Raw genomic sequence first — 15,387 nt, 5'->3', positions numbered from 1 at the left:
CGACGTGACCAATGGTGCCGACGTTGACGTGCGGTTTGTTACGTTCGAACTTTTCCTTAGCCACGACAGTAAACCTCTTACTTAAAGGGCTGAATCAACCTTGTTTTTTGACGAGCGTCTCGACGATATTCGCCGGCGCCTCAGCGTATTTGGAGAATTCCATGGAGTAGCTCGCGCGACCCTGAGACATGGAACGAACGTCGGTTGCATAACCGAACATTTCCCCAAGCGGAACCTCGGCACGGATAACCTTGCCAGAGACCGAGTCTTCCATACCCTGGATCAGACCACGACGACGGTTCAGGTCACCCATTACATCGCCCATGTAGTCTTCAGGGGTCACTACTTCAACCTTCATGATCGGCTCAAGCACTTTACCACCGCCCTTACCGGCCAGCTGCTTGGTCGCCATGGAAGCTGCAACCTTGAACGCCATCTCGTTAGAGTCGACGTCATGGTAGGAACCATCGAACACGGTAGCCTTCAGGCCGATCAGCGGATAGCCGGCGACAACGCCGTTCTTCATCTGCTCTTCGATACCCTTCTGGATCGCCGGGATGTATTCCTTCGGAACCACACCACCTACCACTTCGTTGGTGAACACCAAGCCTTCAGTGATATTGCCCTTTTCATCCACGTCTGGAGTGGAGAAACGGATCCAGCAATGACCGAACTGGCCGCGACCACCGGACTGGCGAACGAACTTACCTTCGATCTCGACATTGTCCTTGGTGATAGTTTCGCGGTAAGACACCTGCGGCTTGCCGATGTTGGCTTCGACGTTGAACTCGCGACGCATACGATCTACAAGGATGTCGAGGTGAAGCTCACCCATGCCCGAGATGATGGTCTGACCGGTTTCTTCGTCGGTCTGAACACGGAACGATGGATCTTCCTGAGCCAACTTGCCCAGCGCGATACCCATCTTCTCCTGGTCAGCCTTGGTCTTCGGCTCAACGGCTACCGAAATTACCGGCTCCGGGAAGTCCATGCGCTCGAGAATGATCGGCTTGTCGATCGAGCAGAGCGTGTCACCAGTGGTGACATCCTTCATGCCGATCAGAGCAGCGATATCACCCGCGCGACACTCCTTGATCTCTTCACGCTGGTTGGCGTGCATCTGCACCATCCGACCCACGCGCTCCTTCTTGCCCTTGACCGAGTTCATCACCGAGTCACCGGAAGAGAGAACACCGGAGTAGACGCGAGCGAAGGTCAGGGTACCGACGAAGGGGTCGGTTGCGATCTTGAACGCCAGAGCGGAGAAAGGCTCTTCATCGTTGGCGTAACGCTCATCGGTCAGCTCTTCGTTATCCGGGTTTACGCCCTGGATTGCGGGAATTTCAGTCGGCGCAGGCAGGAAGTCGATAACGGCATCGAGAACCAGAGGCACGCCCTTGTTCTTGAAGGACGAGCCACAGACAGCCGGAACGATTTCACAGGCAATGGTGCGCTGACGCAGACCAGCCTTGATCTCGTCAACGGTGAGCTCACCGCCCTCGAGATACTTGTTCATCAGCTCTTCGTTGGCCTCGGCCGCAGCCTCGATCATGTTCGAGCGATACTCTTCAGCCAGATCCATCAGCTCTGCCGGAATCTCTTCCTCGCGATAGCTGGTGCCCTTGTCTTCATCGTTCCAGTAGATGGCCTTCATCTTGATCAGATCGATCTGACCTTCGAAGTTCTCTTCGGAGCCGATAGCAAGCTGGACCGGCACCGGGGTGTGACCCAGTCGCTGCTTGATCTGACCAACTACGCGCAGGAAGTTGGCTCCCTGGCGGTCCATCTTGTTCACGTAGACGATACGCGGAACACCGTACTTGTTGGCCTGACGCCATACAGTCTCGGACTGCGGCTCAACGCCGGAAGTACCGCAGAATACAACCACAGCACCATCGAGAACGCGGAGCGAGCGCTCCACTTCAATGGTGAAGTCAACGTGACCGGGAGTATCGATGACGTTGACGCGATAGTTGTCGTACTGACCGCGCGAACCCTGCCAGAAGGTCGTTACAGCAGCAGAGGTAATGGTAATACCACGCTCCTGCTCCTGAACCATCCAGTCGGTAGTCGCTGCACCGTCGTGCACTTCACCCATCTTATGGCTGAGGCCAGTGTAGAACAGAATCCGCTCCGTCGTGGTGGTCTTGCCCGCGTCGACGTGGGCACAGATACCGATGTTACGGTAGCGGTTGATAGGGGTAGTACGGGCCACAATAAGGTCCTCGTAAAAGTTGCGCTTGATTTAGAAGCGGTAGTGCGAGAAGGCCTTGTTGGCTTCAGCCATACGGTGCACGTCTTCACGCTTCTTGACTGCAGCGCCTTTACCTTCAAAAGCATCCATAAGCTCGCCAGCAAGGCGCAGCGCCATGGATTTCTCGCCACGCTTGCGCGCAGCGTCTACCAGCCAGCGCATGGCCAGGGCATTGCGACGGGAAGGACGAACTTCGACCGGAACCTGGTAGGTAGCACCGCCAACACGGCGGGATTTGACTTCGACCAGCGGAGCGATGGCATCGAGTGCTTTTTCGAAGATTTCCAGGGGATCGCTGTTCTTGCGCTCCTTCACCTTGTCCAAGGCACCATAAACGATACGCTCGGCAACGGCTTTCTTGCCGCTTTCCATCACGTGGTTCATGAACTTGGCCAGGATCAGACTTCCGTATTTCGGATCGTCAAGGATCTCGCGCTTGGCTGCTACACGACGTCTTGGCATTGATAAGCCCTCAAACGGTCTTCAGGTTAGCTCGGAACGGTAACGCACAGGCTACGTCCGACCTTACTCTTATCGACTCAAATAAATAGAAATGCTGCTTACTTCGGACGCTTGGCGCCGTACTTGGAACGACCCTGCTTACGGTCTTTCACGCCGGAAGTATCCAGCGAGCCGCGCACGGTGTGGTAACGCACACCCGGAAGGTCTTTTACACGACCGCCACGGATCAGCACTACGCTGTGCTCTTGCAGGTTGTGACCTTCACCGCCGATGTACGAGGCGACTTCATAGCCATTGGTCAGACGAACACGGCAAACCTTACGAAGTGCAGAGTTCGGTTTCTTCGGCGTGGTGGTGTACACACGAGTGCACACGCCACGACGTTGCGGGCAGTTTTGCAGCGCAGGGACGTCGCTTTTCTCGACGACCCGCTTACGCGGCTGACGTACCAGCTGGTTGATAGTTGCCATCTACTAGCTCCACTGTTGTCTTTCGACACAAACGAAAAATGGCAGGGCACGAAGCCCCGCCAAATTAGGGGTACGAGAGTCTAAAGAGCTTCTCGCCCACCGTCAAGGCAGGCCCCGGCTTGTAACCGAGACCAAGCACTTTAGTTACCGCTGGAGTTCAACGCCTCGGTCAGAGCTGCTTCGACCTCATCGGCGCTCACGCGAACGGGCTTGTCGGCTTCACGCTTGCGCTTACGCTCGCTGTGATACTGCAGGCCCGTACCAGCTGGAATCAGGCGACCCACGACTACGTTTTCCTTGAGACCGCGCAGATAATCGCGCTTGCCAGTAACGGCAGCCTCGGTCAGAACACGCGTTGTTTCCTGGAACGACGCCGCAGAAATGAACGACTCGGTCGACAACGATGCCTTGGTGATACCCAGCAGAACGCGGACGTACTTGGAGACGAACTTGTCGTCGTCGCTCAAACGCTCGTTCTCTTCCAATACCTGGGTCAGCTCCATCTGGTCACCCTTGATGAAGCTGGAATCGCCCGACTCACTGATCTCAACCTTGCGCAGCATTTGCCGCAGGATGGTCTCGATGTGCTTGTCGTTGATCTTCACACCTTGCAGACGGTACACGTCCTGAATTTCATTGACGATGTACTTGGCCAGCGCACTGACACCCAAGAGACGAAGGATGTCATGCGGGTTGCTCGGGCCATCAGAGATGACCTCGCCCTTGTTCACCTGCTCGCCTTCGAAGACGTTGAGGTGACGCCACTTCGGAATCAGTTCCTCGTACGGATCGCTGCCGTCTGTAGGCGTGATCACCAGGCGGCGCTTGCCCTTGGTTTCCTTGCCGAAGGAAATCGTACCGCTGATTTCCGCCAGGATGGACGGCTCCTTCGGACGACGTGCTTCGAACAAGTCAGCAACGCGCGGCAGACCACCGGTGATATCGCGGGTCTTCGAAGTTTCCTGCGGGATACGTGCGATGACGTCACCCACGTTGATCTCGGCACCGTCAGCCACACCCACCAGGGCGTTAGCCGGCAGGAAGTACTGAGCAGGCACGTCGGTACCCGGCAGCAGCAGTTCCTTACCATTGGCGTCGACCATCTTGATCGCTGGGCGAATGTCTTTGCCCGATGCCGGACGGTCCTTCGGATCCATCACTTCGATGTTGGTCAGACCGGTCAACTCGTCGGTCTGGCGCTTGATGGTGATGTTCTCTTCCATGCCGACGAAGGTCACGACACCCTTCATCTCGGTGACGATCGGGTGAGTGTGCGGGTCCCACTTGGCGACCACAGCACCCGCATCGACCTTGTCGCCTTCCTTGACGGAAATCACCGCGCCGTACGGCAGCTTGTAGCGCTCGCGCTCACGACCGAAGTCGTCGGCCACCGCCAGCTCACCGGAGCGGGATACCGCCACCAGCGCACCATCGGCACGTTCAACGTGTTTCAGGTTATGCAGACGAATGGTGCCGCCGTTCTTCACCATGACGTTGTCGACAGCAGAAGTACGGCTGGCCGCACCACCGATGTGGAACGTACGCATGGTCAGCTGAGTACCCGGCTCACCGATGGACTGCGCAGCGATAACGCCCACTGCCTCACCGATGTTCACCTGATGCCCACGGGCCAGGTCGCGGCCGTAGCACTTGGCGCATATACCGTAGCGGGTTTCGCAGGAAATCGGCGAACGCACGACCACTTCGTCGATGCTGTTCAGCTCGATGAAGTCGACCCACTGCTCGTCGACCAACGTACCAGCCGGCACCAGCACATCATCGGTGCCCGGCTTGAGCACGTCACGCGCGATCACGCGGCCAAGTACGCGCTCACCCAGCGGTTCGACGACATCCCCGCCTTCAATGTGCGGGGTCATGAACAGGCCCTGCTCGGTACCGCAATCCACTTCGGTAACGACCAGATCCTGCGCGACATCAACCAGACGACGGGTCAGGTAACCGGAGTTCGCGGTTTTCAGAGCGGTATCCGCCAGACCTTTACGCGCACCGTGAGTGGAGATGAAGTACTGGAGTACGTTCAGACCTTCACGGAAATTCGCGGTAATCGGCGTTTCGATGATAGAGCCGTCCGGCTTGGCCATCAGACCACGCATGCCGGCGAGCTGACGAATCTGCGCAGCGGAACCCCGCGCGCCCGAGTCGGCCATCATGTACATCGAGTTGAACGAGTCCTGCTCGGCTTCGTTACCATCACGATCAATGACCTTCTCCTTGGAGAGGTTGGCCATCATCGCCTTGGAAACTTCATCGTTGGCCTTGGACCAAAGGTCGATCACCTTGTTGTACTTCTCGCCCTGGGTTACCAGGCCGGAAGCGTACTGGCTTTCGATCTCCTTAACTTCCTCGGTTGCCGCATCGATGATGCGTGCCTTCTCATCCGGAATGACGAAGTCATTCACGCCGATGGAAACACCGGAGATAGTCGAGTAGGCGAAACCGGTGTACATCAGCTGGTCGGCGAAGATCACAGTGTCCTTCAGGCCAACAGTGCGGTAGCACAGGTTGATCAGCTTGGAGATTGCCTTCTTCTTCATCGGCTGGTTGACCACGTCGAACGACAGGCCGGCCGGCACGATCTGGAACAGCAGCGCGCGACCAACAGTGGTGTCGACGATACGGGTGTTCTTGGTGATGCTGCCGTCACGATCCTTGATGGTTTCGTTGATGCGCACCTTCACCCGGGCGTGCAGCGACGCTTCGCCGGCGCGGAAGACACGGTCGACTTCCTGCAGATCCGCGAAGACCCGGCCTTCACCCTTCGCGTTGATGGCTTCACGGGTCATGTAGTACAGACCCAGAACCACGTCCTGCGACGGAACGATGATCGGCTCGCCGTTCGCTGGCGAAAGGATGTTGTTGGTCGACATCATCAGCGCACGCGCTTCGAGCTGGGCTTCCAGGGTCAGCGGCACGTGCACGGCCATCTGGTCACCGTCGAAGTCGGCGTTGTACGCGGCGCAGACCAGCGGGTGCAGCTGAATCGCCTTGCCTTCGATCAGCACCGGCTCAAACGCCTGGATACCCAGACGGTGCAGGGTCGGTGCGCGGTTGAGCAGCACGGGGTGTTCGCGAATGACTTCGGCGAGAACGTCCCAGACCTCGGGCAGCTCGCGCTCTACCATCTTCTTGGCCGCCTTGATGGTGGTGGCCATGCCGCGCATTTCGAGCTTGCCGAAAATGAACGGCTTGAATAGCTCGAGAGCCATCTTCTTCGGCAGACCGCACTGATGCAGACGCAGAGTCGGGCCCACGGTGATCACGGAACGACCGGAGTAGTCCACGCGCTTACCGAGCAGGTTTTGACGGAAGCGACCCTGCTTACCCTTGATCATGTCAGCCAGGGACTTCAGCGGACGCTTGTTCGAGCCGGTGATGGCTCGACCGCGCCGGCCGTTATCCAGCAACGCATCGACGGCTTCCTGCAGCATGCGCTTCTCGTTGCGCACGATGATGTCCGGCGCCGACAGGTCGAGCAGACGCTTCAAACGGTTGTTACGGTTGATCACGCGGCGATACAGATCGTTGAGATCCGAAGTCGCGAAACGACCGCCATCCAGCGGAACCAACGGACGCAGATCCGGCGGCAGTACTGGCAGCACGGTGAGGATCATCCACTCCGGCAGGTTGCCCGAGCCGTGGAACGCTTCCATCAGCTTCAGCCGCTTGGAGAGCTTCTTGATCTTGGTTTCGGAGTTGGTCTGCGGGATTTCCTCGCGCAGGCGACCGATTTCGTGCTCCAGGTCGATCTGGATCAACAGCTCGCGCACAGCCTCGGCACCCATGCGGGCATCGAAGTCGTCACCGAACTCTTCCAGCGCTTCGAAGTACTGCTCGTCATTAAGCAGCTGACCCTTTTCCAGGGTAGTCATGCCCGGATCGATGACGACATAGCTTTCGAAATAGAGCACGCGCTCGATGTCGCGCAGAGTCATGTCCAGCAGCAGACCGATACGGGACGGCAGCGACTTCAGGAACCAAATGTGGGCAACCGGCGAAGCCAGCTCGATGTGCGCCATGCGCTCGCGGCGTACCTTGGCCAGTGCGACTTCCACACCACACTTCTCGCAGATGACACCGCGGTGCTTGAGGCGCTTGTACTTACCGCACAGGCACTCGTAGTCCTTTACCGGACCAAAGATCTTGGCGCAGAACAGACCGTCGCGCTCCGGCTTGAACGTACGGTAGTTGATGGTTTCCGGCTTCTTTACTTCACCGAAGGACCAGGAACGGATCATCTCGGGCGAAGCCAGGGCAATCTTGATGGCATCGAACTCTTCGATTTGACCCTGGTTTTTCAACAGATTCAGCAAGTCTTTCAAGGCCTTTCCTCCTCACGGACCTGCGACACCCGGCCAGTGCCGGGCGCCGCGCAGGCGGTGCGTGGTTATTCGGTTTCCAGATCGATATCGATACCGAGCGAGCGGATCTCTTTGATCAACACGTTGAAGGACTCCGGCATGCCGGCCTCCATACGGTGATCGCCGTCCACGATGTTCTTGTACATCTTGGTCCGCCCGTTCACGTCGTCCGACTTGACCGTGAGCATTTCCTGCAGGGTGTACGCGGCGCCATAGGCTTCCAGCGCCCAGACCTCCATCTCCCCGAAGCGCTGACCACCGAACTGCGCCTTACCACCCAGCGGCTGCTGGGTAACCAGGCTGTAGGAACCGGTGGAACGCGCGTGCATCTTGTCGTCGACCAGGTGGTTCAGCTTGAGCATGTACATGTAGCCGACCGTGGTGGTGCGCTCGAATTTATTGCCGGTACGCCCGTCGAACAGCTGCATCTGGCCGCTTTCTGGCAGATCAGCCAGCTTCAGCATGGCCTTGATCTCGCGCTCCTTGGCTCCGTCAAATACCGGAGTAGCCATCGGAACGCCCTTGCGCAGGTTGTTGGCCAGGTCCAGCACTTCCTGATCGCTCAGGTCGTCCAGATTTTCCTGACGGCCTCCGATCTCGTTATAGATCTCGTGCAGGAACTTGCGCAGCTCGGCGACCTTGCGCTGCTCTTCGAGCATCAGATTGATCTTCTCGCCCAGGCCCTTGGCGGCGAGGCCCAGGTGGGTTTCGAGGATCTGACCGACGTTCATACGCGACGGTACGCCAAGCGGGTTGAGCACGATGTCGACCGGCGTGCCGTTGGCGTCATGCGGCATGTCTTCGACCGGCATGATCACCGAGACGACACCCTTGTTACCGTGACGACCAGCCATCTTGTCGCCCGGCTGGATGCGACGCTTGATCGCCAGGTAGACCTTGACGATCTTCAGTACGCCCGGCGCCAGGTCGTCGCCCTGCTGCAACTTGCGCTTCTTGTCTTCGAACTTGTCGTCGAGCAGCTGACGGCGATCGGAGATGTAGGCCTGAGCCTTTTCCAATTGCTCGTTCAGCGCATCTTCGGCCATGCGCAGCTTGAACCACTGCCCATGCTCCAACCCGTCGAGGATCTCGTCAGTGATGACAGCACCTTTCTTGAGGCCGGCACCGCCCTCGGCAGTCGCGCCAACCAGAGCCGAGCGCAGGCGTTCGAAGGTAGCGCCTTCGACGATACGGAACTCCTCGTTGAGGTCCTTGCGGATCTCGTCGAGTTGCATCTTCTCGATAGCCAGCGCACGGGAGTCGCGCTCGACACCGTCGCGGATGAACACCTGAACGTCGATAACGGTACCTTTGGTGCCAGTCGGCACACGCAGGGAGGTGTCCTTCACATCGGACGCCTTCTCACCGAAGATCGCGCGCAGCAGCTTCTCTTCCGGAGTCAGCTGGGTTTCGCCTTTCGGAGTCACCTTGCCAACCAGAATATCGCCCGGGCCGACTTCGGCACCAACGTAGACAATACCCGCCTCGTCCAGCTTGTTCAGCGCAGCTTCGCCCACGTTTGGGATGTCCGCGGTGATTTCCTCTGGACCGAGCTTGGTGTCACGCGACACACAGGTCAGTTCCTGGATATGGATAGTGGTGAAACGATCTTCCTGAACCACACGCTCCGAGAGGAGGATGGAGTCTTCGAAGTTGTAGCCGTTCCAAGGCATGAACGCGACGCGCATGTTCTGCCCGAGCGCCAGCTCCCCCATATCAGTGGAAGGGCCGTCAGCCATGATGTCGCCACGCTCCACCACGTCACCCTTGCGAACCAGCGGACGCTGGTTGATGCAGGTGTTCTGGTTGGAACGGGTGTACTTGGTCAGGTTGTAGATGTCGACACCAGCTTCGCCGGTCTCGACCTCCCCATCATGAACACGTACGACTACACGGCTCGCGTCGACTGAATCGATCACACCGCCACGACGGGCAACCACGCAAACGCCGGAGTCGCGCGCCACGTTGCGCTCCATACCAGTACCGACCAGCGGCTTGTCCGAACGCAGAGTCGGCACCGCCTGACGCTGCATGTTCGAGCCCATCAGAGCGCGGTTGGCGTCGTCGTGCTCGAGGAACGGAATCAGCGAGGCAGCGACGGAAACGACCTGCTTGGGCGACACGTCCATCAGGGTCACGTCTTCCGGAGCCTTGACGGTAAATTCGTTCAAGTGACGTACAGCAACCAGTTCGTCGACCAGCTTGCGACCTTCCAGCTTGGCGCTGGCCTGAGCAATAACATGGTCGGCTTCTTCGATCGCCGAGAGGAACACGATCTCATCAGTGACCTCGCCTTCCTTGACCACGCGGTACGGGCTTTCCAGGAAGCCGTACTGGTTGGTGCGAGCATAGGCAGCCAGTGAGTTGATCAGGCCGATGTTCGGACCTTCAGGAGTCTCGATCGGGCATACGCGACCGTAGTGGGTCGGGTGTACGTCACGCACTTCGAAGCCGGCGCGCTCACGGGTCAGACCACCCGGGCCAAGTGCGGAGACACGGCGCTTGTGGGTGATTTCCGACAGCGGGTTGTTCTGGTCCATGAACTGCGAAAGCTGGCTGGAACCGAAGAACTCCTTGACCGCCGCCGCAACCGGCTTGGCATTGATCAGGTCCTGCGGCATCAGGCCTTCACTTTCGGCCATCGACAGACGCTCCTTGACGGCGCGCTCGACACGGACCAGGCCAACGCGGAACTGGTTCTCGGCCATCTCGCCAACGCAACGAACACGACGGTTACCCAGGTGATCGATGTCGTCAACGATGCCCTTGCCGTTACGAATATCGACCAGGGTCTTGAGGACGGCGACGATGTCTTCGCGGCTCAGAACGCCCGAACCCTCGATCTCGGTACGACCGATACGACGGTTGAACTTCATCCGACCCACAGCGGACAGGTCGTAGCGCTCCGAGGCGAAGAACAGATTGTTGAACAACGTCTCGGCTGCATCCTTGGTTGGCGGCTCGCCAGGACGCATCATGCGATAGATCTCGACCAGCGCTTCAAGCTGGTTGGTGGTCGAGTCGATCTTCAGCGTATCGGAAATGAACGGACCGCAGTCGATATCGTTGGTGTACAGGGTCTCGAAACGAACGACCTGAGCCTTGACGATCTTCGCCATGGCATCGACCGTCAGCTCGGTGTTGCACTCTGCGATGATTTCGCCGGTGGCCGGATGCACGATCGCCTTGGCAACGGTGCGCCCCAAGACGTAGTCCATCGGCATCTCAAGCTCTTTGATACCGGACTTATCGAGCTGATTGATGTGACGAGCCGTGATGCGACGCCCCTGCTCGACGATGACCTTGCCGTTCTCATCCTTGATGTCGAACGTGGCGATCTCGCCACGCAGACGCTGCGGCACCAGCTCCAACGCAAGGGTTTCGCCCTTCACATGGAAGATGTTGGTGTCGTAGAAGGCATCGAGAATTTCTTCGGTGCTGTAATTCAAAGCACGCAGAAGTACCGAAGCGGGCAGCTTGCGGCGACGATCGATACGGACGAATACGGCATCCTTCGGATCGAATTCGAAGTCCAGCCAAGAGCCACGGTAAGGAATGATACGAGCAGAATACAAAAGCTTACCGGAGCTGTGAGTCTTGCCACGGTCGTGATCGAAGAACACGCCCGGCGAGCGGTGCAGCTGGGAGACAATAACGCGCTCGGTACCGTTGATGATAAAGGTACCGTTCTCGGTCATCAGGGGGATTTCCCCCATGTAGACTTCCTGCTCCTTGATGTCCTTGATGGCCTTGTTCGACGACTCTTTGTCGAAAATGATCAGACGCACCTTGACGCGCAGCGGAACGGCGAAGGTCACGCCGCGCAGGACACATTCCTTGACATCGAAAGCCGGCTCGCCCAGGCGATAGCCGACGTATTCCAGCGCTGCATTGCCGGAATAGCTGATAATCGGGAAAACGGATTTGAAGGCTGCATGCAAGCCAATGTCGCGGAACTGATCTTTGGTCGCTCCCGCCTGCAGGAATTCGCGGTACGAATCCAGCTGGATGGCCAAAAGATACGGCACGTCCATCACGTGCGGTAACTTGCTAAAGTCCTTGCGGATACGTTTTTTCTCAGTGTATGAGTAAGCCATCAGCGTTCCCCAGCTTGGTCACCTGCTTGTTGGCTTCTCCCGACGGGAGCAGCCAGAAAATCTTGCGAATCCCTTGATTCGCACCACCCTAGAGTGGCTTTCCGAGGAATAGCCAGCAGGGCTGACTTTCCATAACGGAAAAAGGCCGGTGGCAAAAGCCACCAGCCATCAGCCTTTCGCGAGTCGCTCGGGCTGTAGACGCAAAGTCGTCGCTTACTTGAGCTCGACTTTGGCGCCTGCTTCTTCCAGAGTCTTCTTGGCTGCTTCGGCTTCTTCTTTCGAAACGCCTTCCTTGACCACGCCCGGGGCGCCGTCAACGACAGCCTTGGCTTCTTTCAGGCCCAGACCGGTCAGCTCGCGAACAGCCTTGATCACGTTGACCTTCTTTTCGCCAGCTTCAGCCAGAACGATGGTGAACTCGGTTTGCTCTTCGACAGCAGCAGCAGCCGGGCCAGCAGCAGCAACGGTGGCAGCAGCAGCGGTCACGCCGAACTTCTCTTCCATTGCCTTGATCAGTTCAACAACCTGCATCACGGACATTTCGGAAACGGCGTTGATGATATCTTCGTTGGTCAGAGCCATGACTCTAGTTCCTGTATTAGGTGACGGCCTACGGCCATCTAATTCAAAAAGTGATTGCGAAAGAATCTACGCCATTACGCGGCAGCAGCTTCTTTCTGGTCGCGAACGGCCGCCAGTGTACGAGCCAGCTTGCTGGTGGCGCCTTGGATAACGCTCATCAGCTGAGAAATGGCTTCGTCGTAGGTCGGCAGAGTTGCCAGTACGTCGATCTGGTTGGCTGCGAGGAACTGCCCCTCGAACGCAGCGGCCTTGATCTCGAACTTGTCCTGACCCTTGGAGAACTCCTTGAAGATACGAGCAGCAGCGCCCGGATGTTCGTTGGAGAACGCAATCAGGGTCGGGCCTTTGAACACGTCGTTGAGCACTTCGAACTGCGTGCCATCAACAGCGCGGCGCAGCAGGGTGTTACGTACAACACGCACGTAAACACCAGCTTCGCGGGCCTCTTTACGGAGTCCGGTCATGGCCCCCACGGTCACGCCACGGGCATCAGCCACGACAGCGGACAGGGCGGCTTTGGCAGCCTCGTTGACTTCAGCGACGATGGCCTTCTTGTCTTCGAGTTTGATTGCCACGGGTTACACTCCTGGATGTTACCGTTTCATCCGGTCGAAACCGGACTGGATTTGGTGTCTGATTCGGTACGAATCGGGAGCACCTCTGCGTAGGCTTGCGGTTTAAGGCTTTCGCCGCCTACGGTCTTGGATAGCCCCCGCCAGGCAGGGACCCCAATCTTTGCAGGCGCCCTCGAAGGGGCGCCGTCGCCTTACGCTTCCAGGGAAGCCTGATCGATGACCAGTCCCGGACCCATGGTGGTGCTCAGGGTCACGCGCTTGACGTAAATACCTTTGGAAGTCGACGGCTTCAGACGCTTAAGATCCGAAAGCAGCGCTTCGACGTTCTGCTTCAGCTGGCCAGCCTCGAAACCAACCTTACCCACCGAGGTATGGATGATGCCGTTCTTGTCGGTACGGAAACGTACCTGACCAGCCTTGGCATTTTTGACGGCGGTAGCGACATCTGGAGTTACGGTGCCTACCTTCGGGTTTGGCATCAGACCACGCGGACCAAGAATCTGGCCCAACTGACCAACAACACGCATGGCGTCCGGCGAGGCGATGACTACGTCATAGTTCAGATCGCCACCTTTCATTTCGGCAGCCAGCTCGTCCATACCAACGCGATCTGCGCCAGCGGCCAGTGCGGCCTCAGCACCGGGACCCTGAGTGAACACGGCAACACGAACGCTCTTGCCAGTACCATTCGGCAGAACGGTTGCGCCACGAACGACCTGGTCGGATTTACGCGGATCAACACCCAGATTGATCGCGATATCGAACGACTCGGCGAACTTAACAGCCGAAACCTCAGCCAACAGCTTTGCGGCATCTTCGAAAGCGTACTGCTTGCCGGCTTCGACTTTCTCGGCGATAGCCTTCTGGCGCTTGGTCAACTTAGCCATTACACACCCTCCACGTTCAGGCCCATGCTGCGAGCGGAACCAGCGATGGTCCGAACAGCAGCCTCCATTTCGGCAGCAGTCAGATCAGCCTGCTTGGTTTTGGCGATCTCTTCCAACTGCGCACGAGTGACGGTGCCGACCTTCTGGGTGTTGGGGCGAGCGGAACCGCTGGTGATACCAGCAGCTTTCTTCAGCAGCACCGCAGCCGGAGTACTCTTGGTTTCAAAGGTGAAGCTACGATCGCTGTATACAGTGATGATCACTGGAGTTGGCAGACCGGGCTCCTGGCCCTGGGTCCTGGCATTGAATGCCTTGCAGAACTCCATGATGTTTACGCCGTGCTGACCCAAGGCAGGACCAACGGGCGGCGACGGGTTAGCCTGACCGGCCTTTACCTGAAGCTTGATGTAAGCTTGAATTTTCTTAGCCATAGTTACTCCATTACGGGTTATAGCGCCTTTCGGCTCCCCATTACTGATTTATCCCAGTGACGACAAAACCCCGCAGCCTGAAACTGCGGGGTGAGGGATGCTTCGTTCAGTTAAACCTTCTCGACCTGACTGAACTCCAGCTCTACTGGCGTAGAGCGACCAAAGATCAGAACCGCAACCTGGATCCGACTCTTCTCATAATTAACCTCTTCAACCACACCATTGAAGTCAGCGAAGGGGCCATCCGCCACCCGCACCACCTCACCCGGCTCGAAGAGCGTCTTCGGCTTCGGCTTGTCACTTCCGTCAGCAACACGACGAAGGATAGCCTCGGCCTCTTTATCGGTAATGGGTGCCGGCTTGTCAGCCGTACCACCAATGAAACCCATTACTCGAGGAGTATCCTTGACGAGATGCCAAGTACCCTCACTCATTTCCATCTGAACCAGAACGTAACCAGGGAAGAATTTTCGCTCACTCTTGCGCTTCTGCCCGTTACGCATCTCGACCACCTCTTCAGTGGGAACGAGAATCTCGCCGAACTCATCTTCCATGCCGGCAAGCTTGACACGCTCAACAAGAGAGCGCATGACGTGCTTCTCGTAACCCGAGTAAGCATGCACAACATACCAACGCTTAGCCACGAGACACCCTTAACCAACAACCATGGAGACCAACCAACCGAGCAGGGAATCAAGCCCCCACAACAGCAGCGCCATCACCAAAACAACAACAACAACGATCAACGTTGTCTGCGTGGTTTCTTGACGGGTCGGCCAGACGACCTTGCGAATCTCGCCACGCGCTTCTTTCAGCAACACAGCGAACGAACGCCCTCTGGACGTCTGCAAAGCAACAAACGCAGCAATTACGCCTATCGCCAGCACTGCAAGGACACGATAGAGAATCGGCTCAGCGGAGTAGTATTGGTTACCAACCACAGCAACCACCACCAAAGCAGCCACAACAAGCCACTTCACCAGATCGAAGCGCGCGTCATTGGCTTCAGCTTTGATATTCATCTGCTAGAACCTTGTAAAGACTGCCAAATTCGATATTGAAAATGGCAGGCCAGGAGGGAATCGAACCCCCAACCTGCGGTTTTGGAGACCGCCGCTCTGCCAATTGAGCTACTGGCCTAGAAAGAGTCAGGCCGACTATTATGCCGACCCGCTTCAAACAGATCAATCGTTATTCGACGATCTTGGCAACCACGCCGGCACCAACGGTACGACCACCTTCGCGAATTG

The 15,387-nt window shown here is 57.6% G+C and carries 12 protein-coding genes and 1 tRNA gene; all 13 read right to left on the bottom strand.

The genetic code is table 11. The features are described 5' to 3' along the window. Nucleotides 1–64: hypothetical protein (locus RT582_RS21835; protein WP_234358239.1), on the bottom strand; the 64-nt coding region annotated here is incomplete at its 3' end. Nucleotides 65–94: 30 nt separating this feature from the next. Then, nucleotides 95–2,215 carry an elongation factor G gene (fusA, locus tag RT582_RS21830; RefSeq protein WP_014821634.1) on the bottom strand — a complete coding sequence of 707 codons (2,121 nt, stop codon included), beginning with the start codon at nucleotides 2,213–2,215 and terminating at the stop codon, nucleotides 95–97. 30 nt (nucleotides 2,216–2,245) lie between these two features. Further along, nucleotides 2,246–2,716, bottom strand: coding sequence for a 30S ribosomal protein S7 (gene rpsG / locus RT582_RS21825; protein ID WP_003280834.1), 471 nt, complete (start codon nucleotides 2,714–2,716; stop codon nucleotides 2,246–2,248). 98 nt (nucleotides 2,717–2,814) lie between these two features. Beyond that, nucleotides 2,815–3,186 (bottom strand): 30S ribosomal protein S12, encoded by a 372-nt coding sequence (gene rpsL, locus RT582_RS21820; protein ID WP_003280832.1) that lies wholly within the window; start codon nucleotides 3,184–3,186, stop codon nucleotides 2,815–2,817. A gap of 140 nt (nucleotides 3,187–3,326) precedes the next feature. After that, on the bottom strand, nucleotides 3,327–7,526 hold the full coding sequence (gene rpoC / locus RT582_RS21815; RefSeq protein WP_014821635.1) for a DNA-directed RNA polymerase subunit beta': 4,200 nt from the start codon (nucleotides 7,524–7,526) through the stop codon (nucleotides 3,327–3,329). Between the two features lie 65 nt (nucleotides 7,527–7,591). Next, on the bottom strand, nucleotides 7,592–11,662 hold the full coding sequence (gene rpoB / locus RT582_RS21810) for a DNA-directed RNA polymerase subunit beta (protein ID WP_014821636.1): 4,071 nt from the start codon (nucleotides 11,660–11,662) through the stop codon (nucleotides 7,592–7,594). Nucleotides 11,663–11,875: 213 nt separating this feature from the next. Next, nucleotides 11,876–12,244: a 50S ribosomal protein L7/L12 gene (rplL, locus tag RT582_RS21805; RefSeq protein ID WP_003293014.1), complete on the bottom strand. Its 369-nt coding sequence runs from the start codon at nucleotides 12,242–12,244 to the stop codon at nucleotides 11,876–11,878. A 74-nt stretch (nucleotides 12,245–12,318) separates the two neighbouring features. Next, nucleotides 12,319–12,819, bottom strand: a complete 501-nt coding sequence (gene rplJ, locus RT582_RS21800; RefSeq protein ID WP_003280824.1) for a 50S ribosomal protein L10 — start codon at nucleotides 12,817–12,819, stop codon at nucleotides 12,319–12,321. 191 nt (nucleotides 12,820–13,010) lie between these two features. Continuing rightward, nucleotides 13,011–13,706 carry a 50S ribosomal protein L1 gene (rplA, locus tag RT582_RS21795; RefSeq protein WP_023445635.1) on the bottom strand — a complete coding sequence of 232 codons (696 nt, stop codon included), beginning with the start codon at nucleotides 13,704–13,706 and terminating at the stop codon, nucleotides 13,011–13,013. Next, complete coding sequence (gene rplK, locus RT582_RS21790; protein WP_003280820.1) at nucleotides 13,706–14,137, bottom strand: 50S ribosomal protein L11; 432 nt, start codon at nucleotides 14,135–14,137, stop codon at nucleotides 13,706–13,708. The genes rplA and rplK overlap by 1 nt, the downstream gene beginning before the upstream one ends. A gap of 110 nt (nucleotides 14,138–14,247) precedes the next feature. Beyond that, nucleotides 14,248–14,781, bottom strand: coding sequence for a transcription termination/antitermination protein NusG (nusG, locus tag RT582_RS21785; RefSeq protein WP_014821638.1), 534 nt, complete (start codon nucleotides 14,779–14,781; stop codon nucleotides 14,248–14,250). A 9-nt stretch (nucleotides 14,782–14,790) separates the two neighbouring features. Beyond that, complete coding sequence (gene secE, locus RT582_RS21780) at nucleotides 14,791–15,159, bottom strand: preprotein translocase subunit SecE (protein WP_312966444.1); 369 nt, start codon at nucleotides 15,157–15,159, stop codon at nucleotides 14,791–14,793. Nucleotides 15,160–15,201: 42 nt separating this feature from the next. Then, nucleotides 15,202–15,277 (bottom strand) — tRNA-Trp (locus tag RT582_RS21775). Nucleotides 15,278–15,387: the final 110 nt, after the last annotated feature.

Source organism: Stutzerimonas kunmingensis (assembly GCF_032106285.1).
Classification (GTDB): Bacteria; Pseudomonadota; Gammaproteobacteria; order Pseudomonadales; family Pseudomonadaceae; genus Stutzerimonas; species Stutzerimonas kunmingensis_B.
Note: the sequence above shows the minus strand (reverse complement) of the source record. Positions and strands in the feature narration are given on the sequence as shown.

Excerpts from the sequence above, each read along its gene's own strand:
- rpsG (WP_003280834.1), bottom strand. The coding sequence starts at position 2,716 with ATGCCAAGACGTCGTGTAGCAGCCAAGCGCGAGATCCTTGACGATCCG.
- rplL (WP_003293014.1), bottom strand. The coding sequence starts at position 12,244 with ATGGCTCTGACCAACGAAGATATCATCAACGCCGTTTCCGAAATGTCC.
- rplK (WP_003280820.1), bottom strand. The coding sequence starts at position 14,137 with ATGGCTAAGAAAATTCAAGCTTACATCAAGCTTCAGGTAAAGGCCGGT.
- rplA (WP_023445635.1), bottom strand. The coding sequence starts at position 13,706 with ATGGCTAAGTTGACCAAGCGCCAGAAGGCTATCGCCGAGAAAGTCGAA.
- rpoB (WP_014821636.1), bottom strand. The coding sequence starts at position 11,662 with ATGGCTTACTCATACACTGAGAAAAAACGTATCCGCAAGGACTTTAGC.
- secE (WP_312966444.1), bottom strand. The coding sequence starts at position 15,159 with ATGAATATCAAAGCTGAAGCCAATGACGCGCGCTTCGATCTGGTGAAG.
- rpsL (WP_003280832.1), bottom strand. The coding sequence starts at position 3,186 with ATGGCAACTATCAACCAGCTGGTACGTCAGCCGCGTAAGCGGGTCGTC.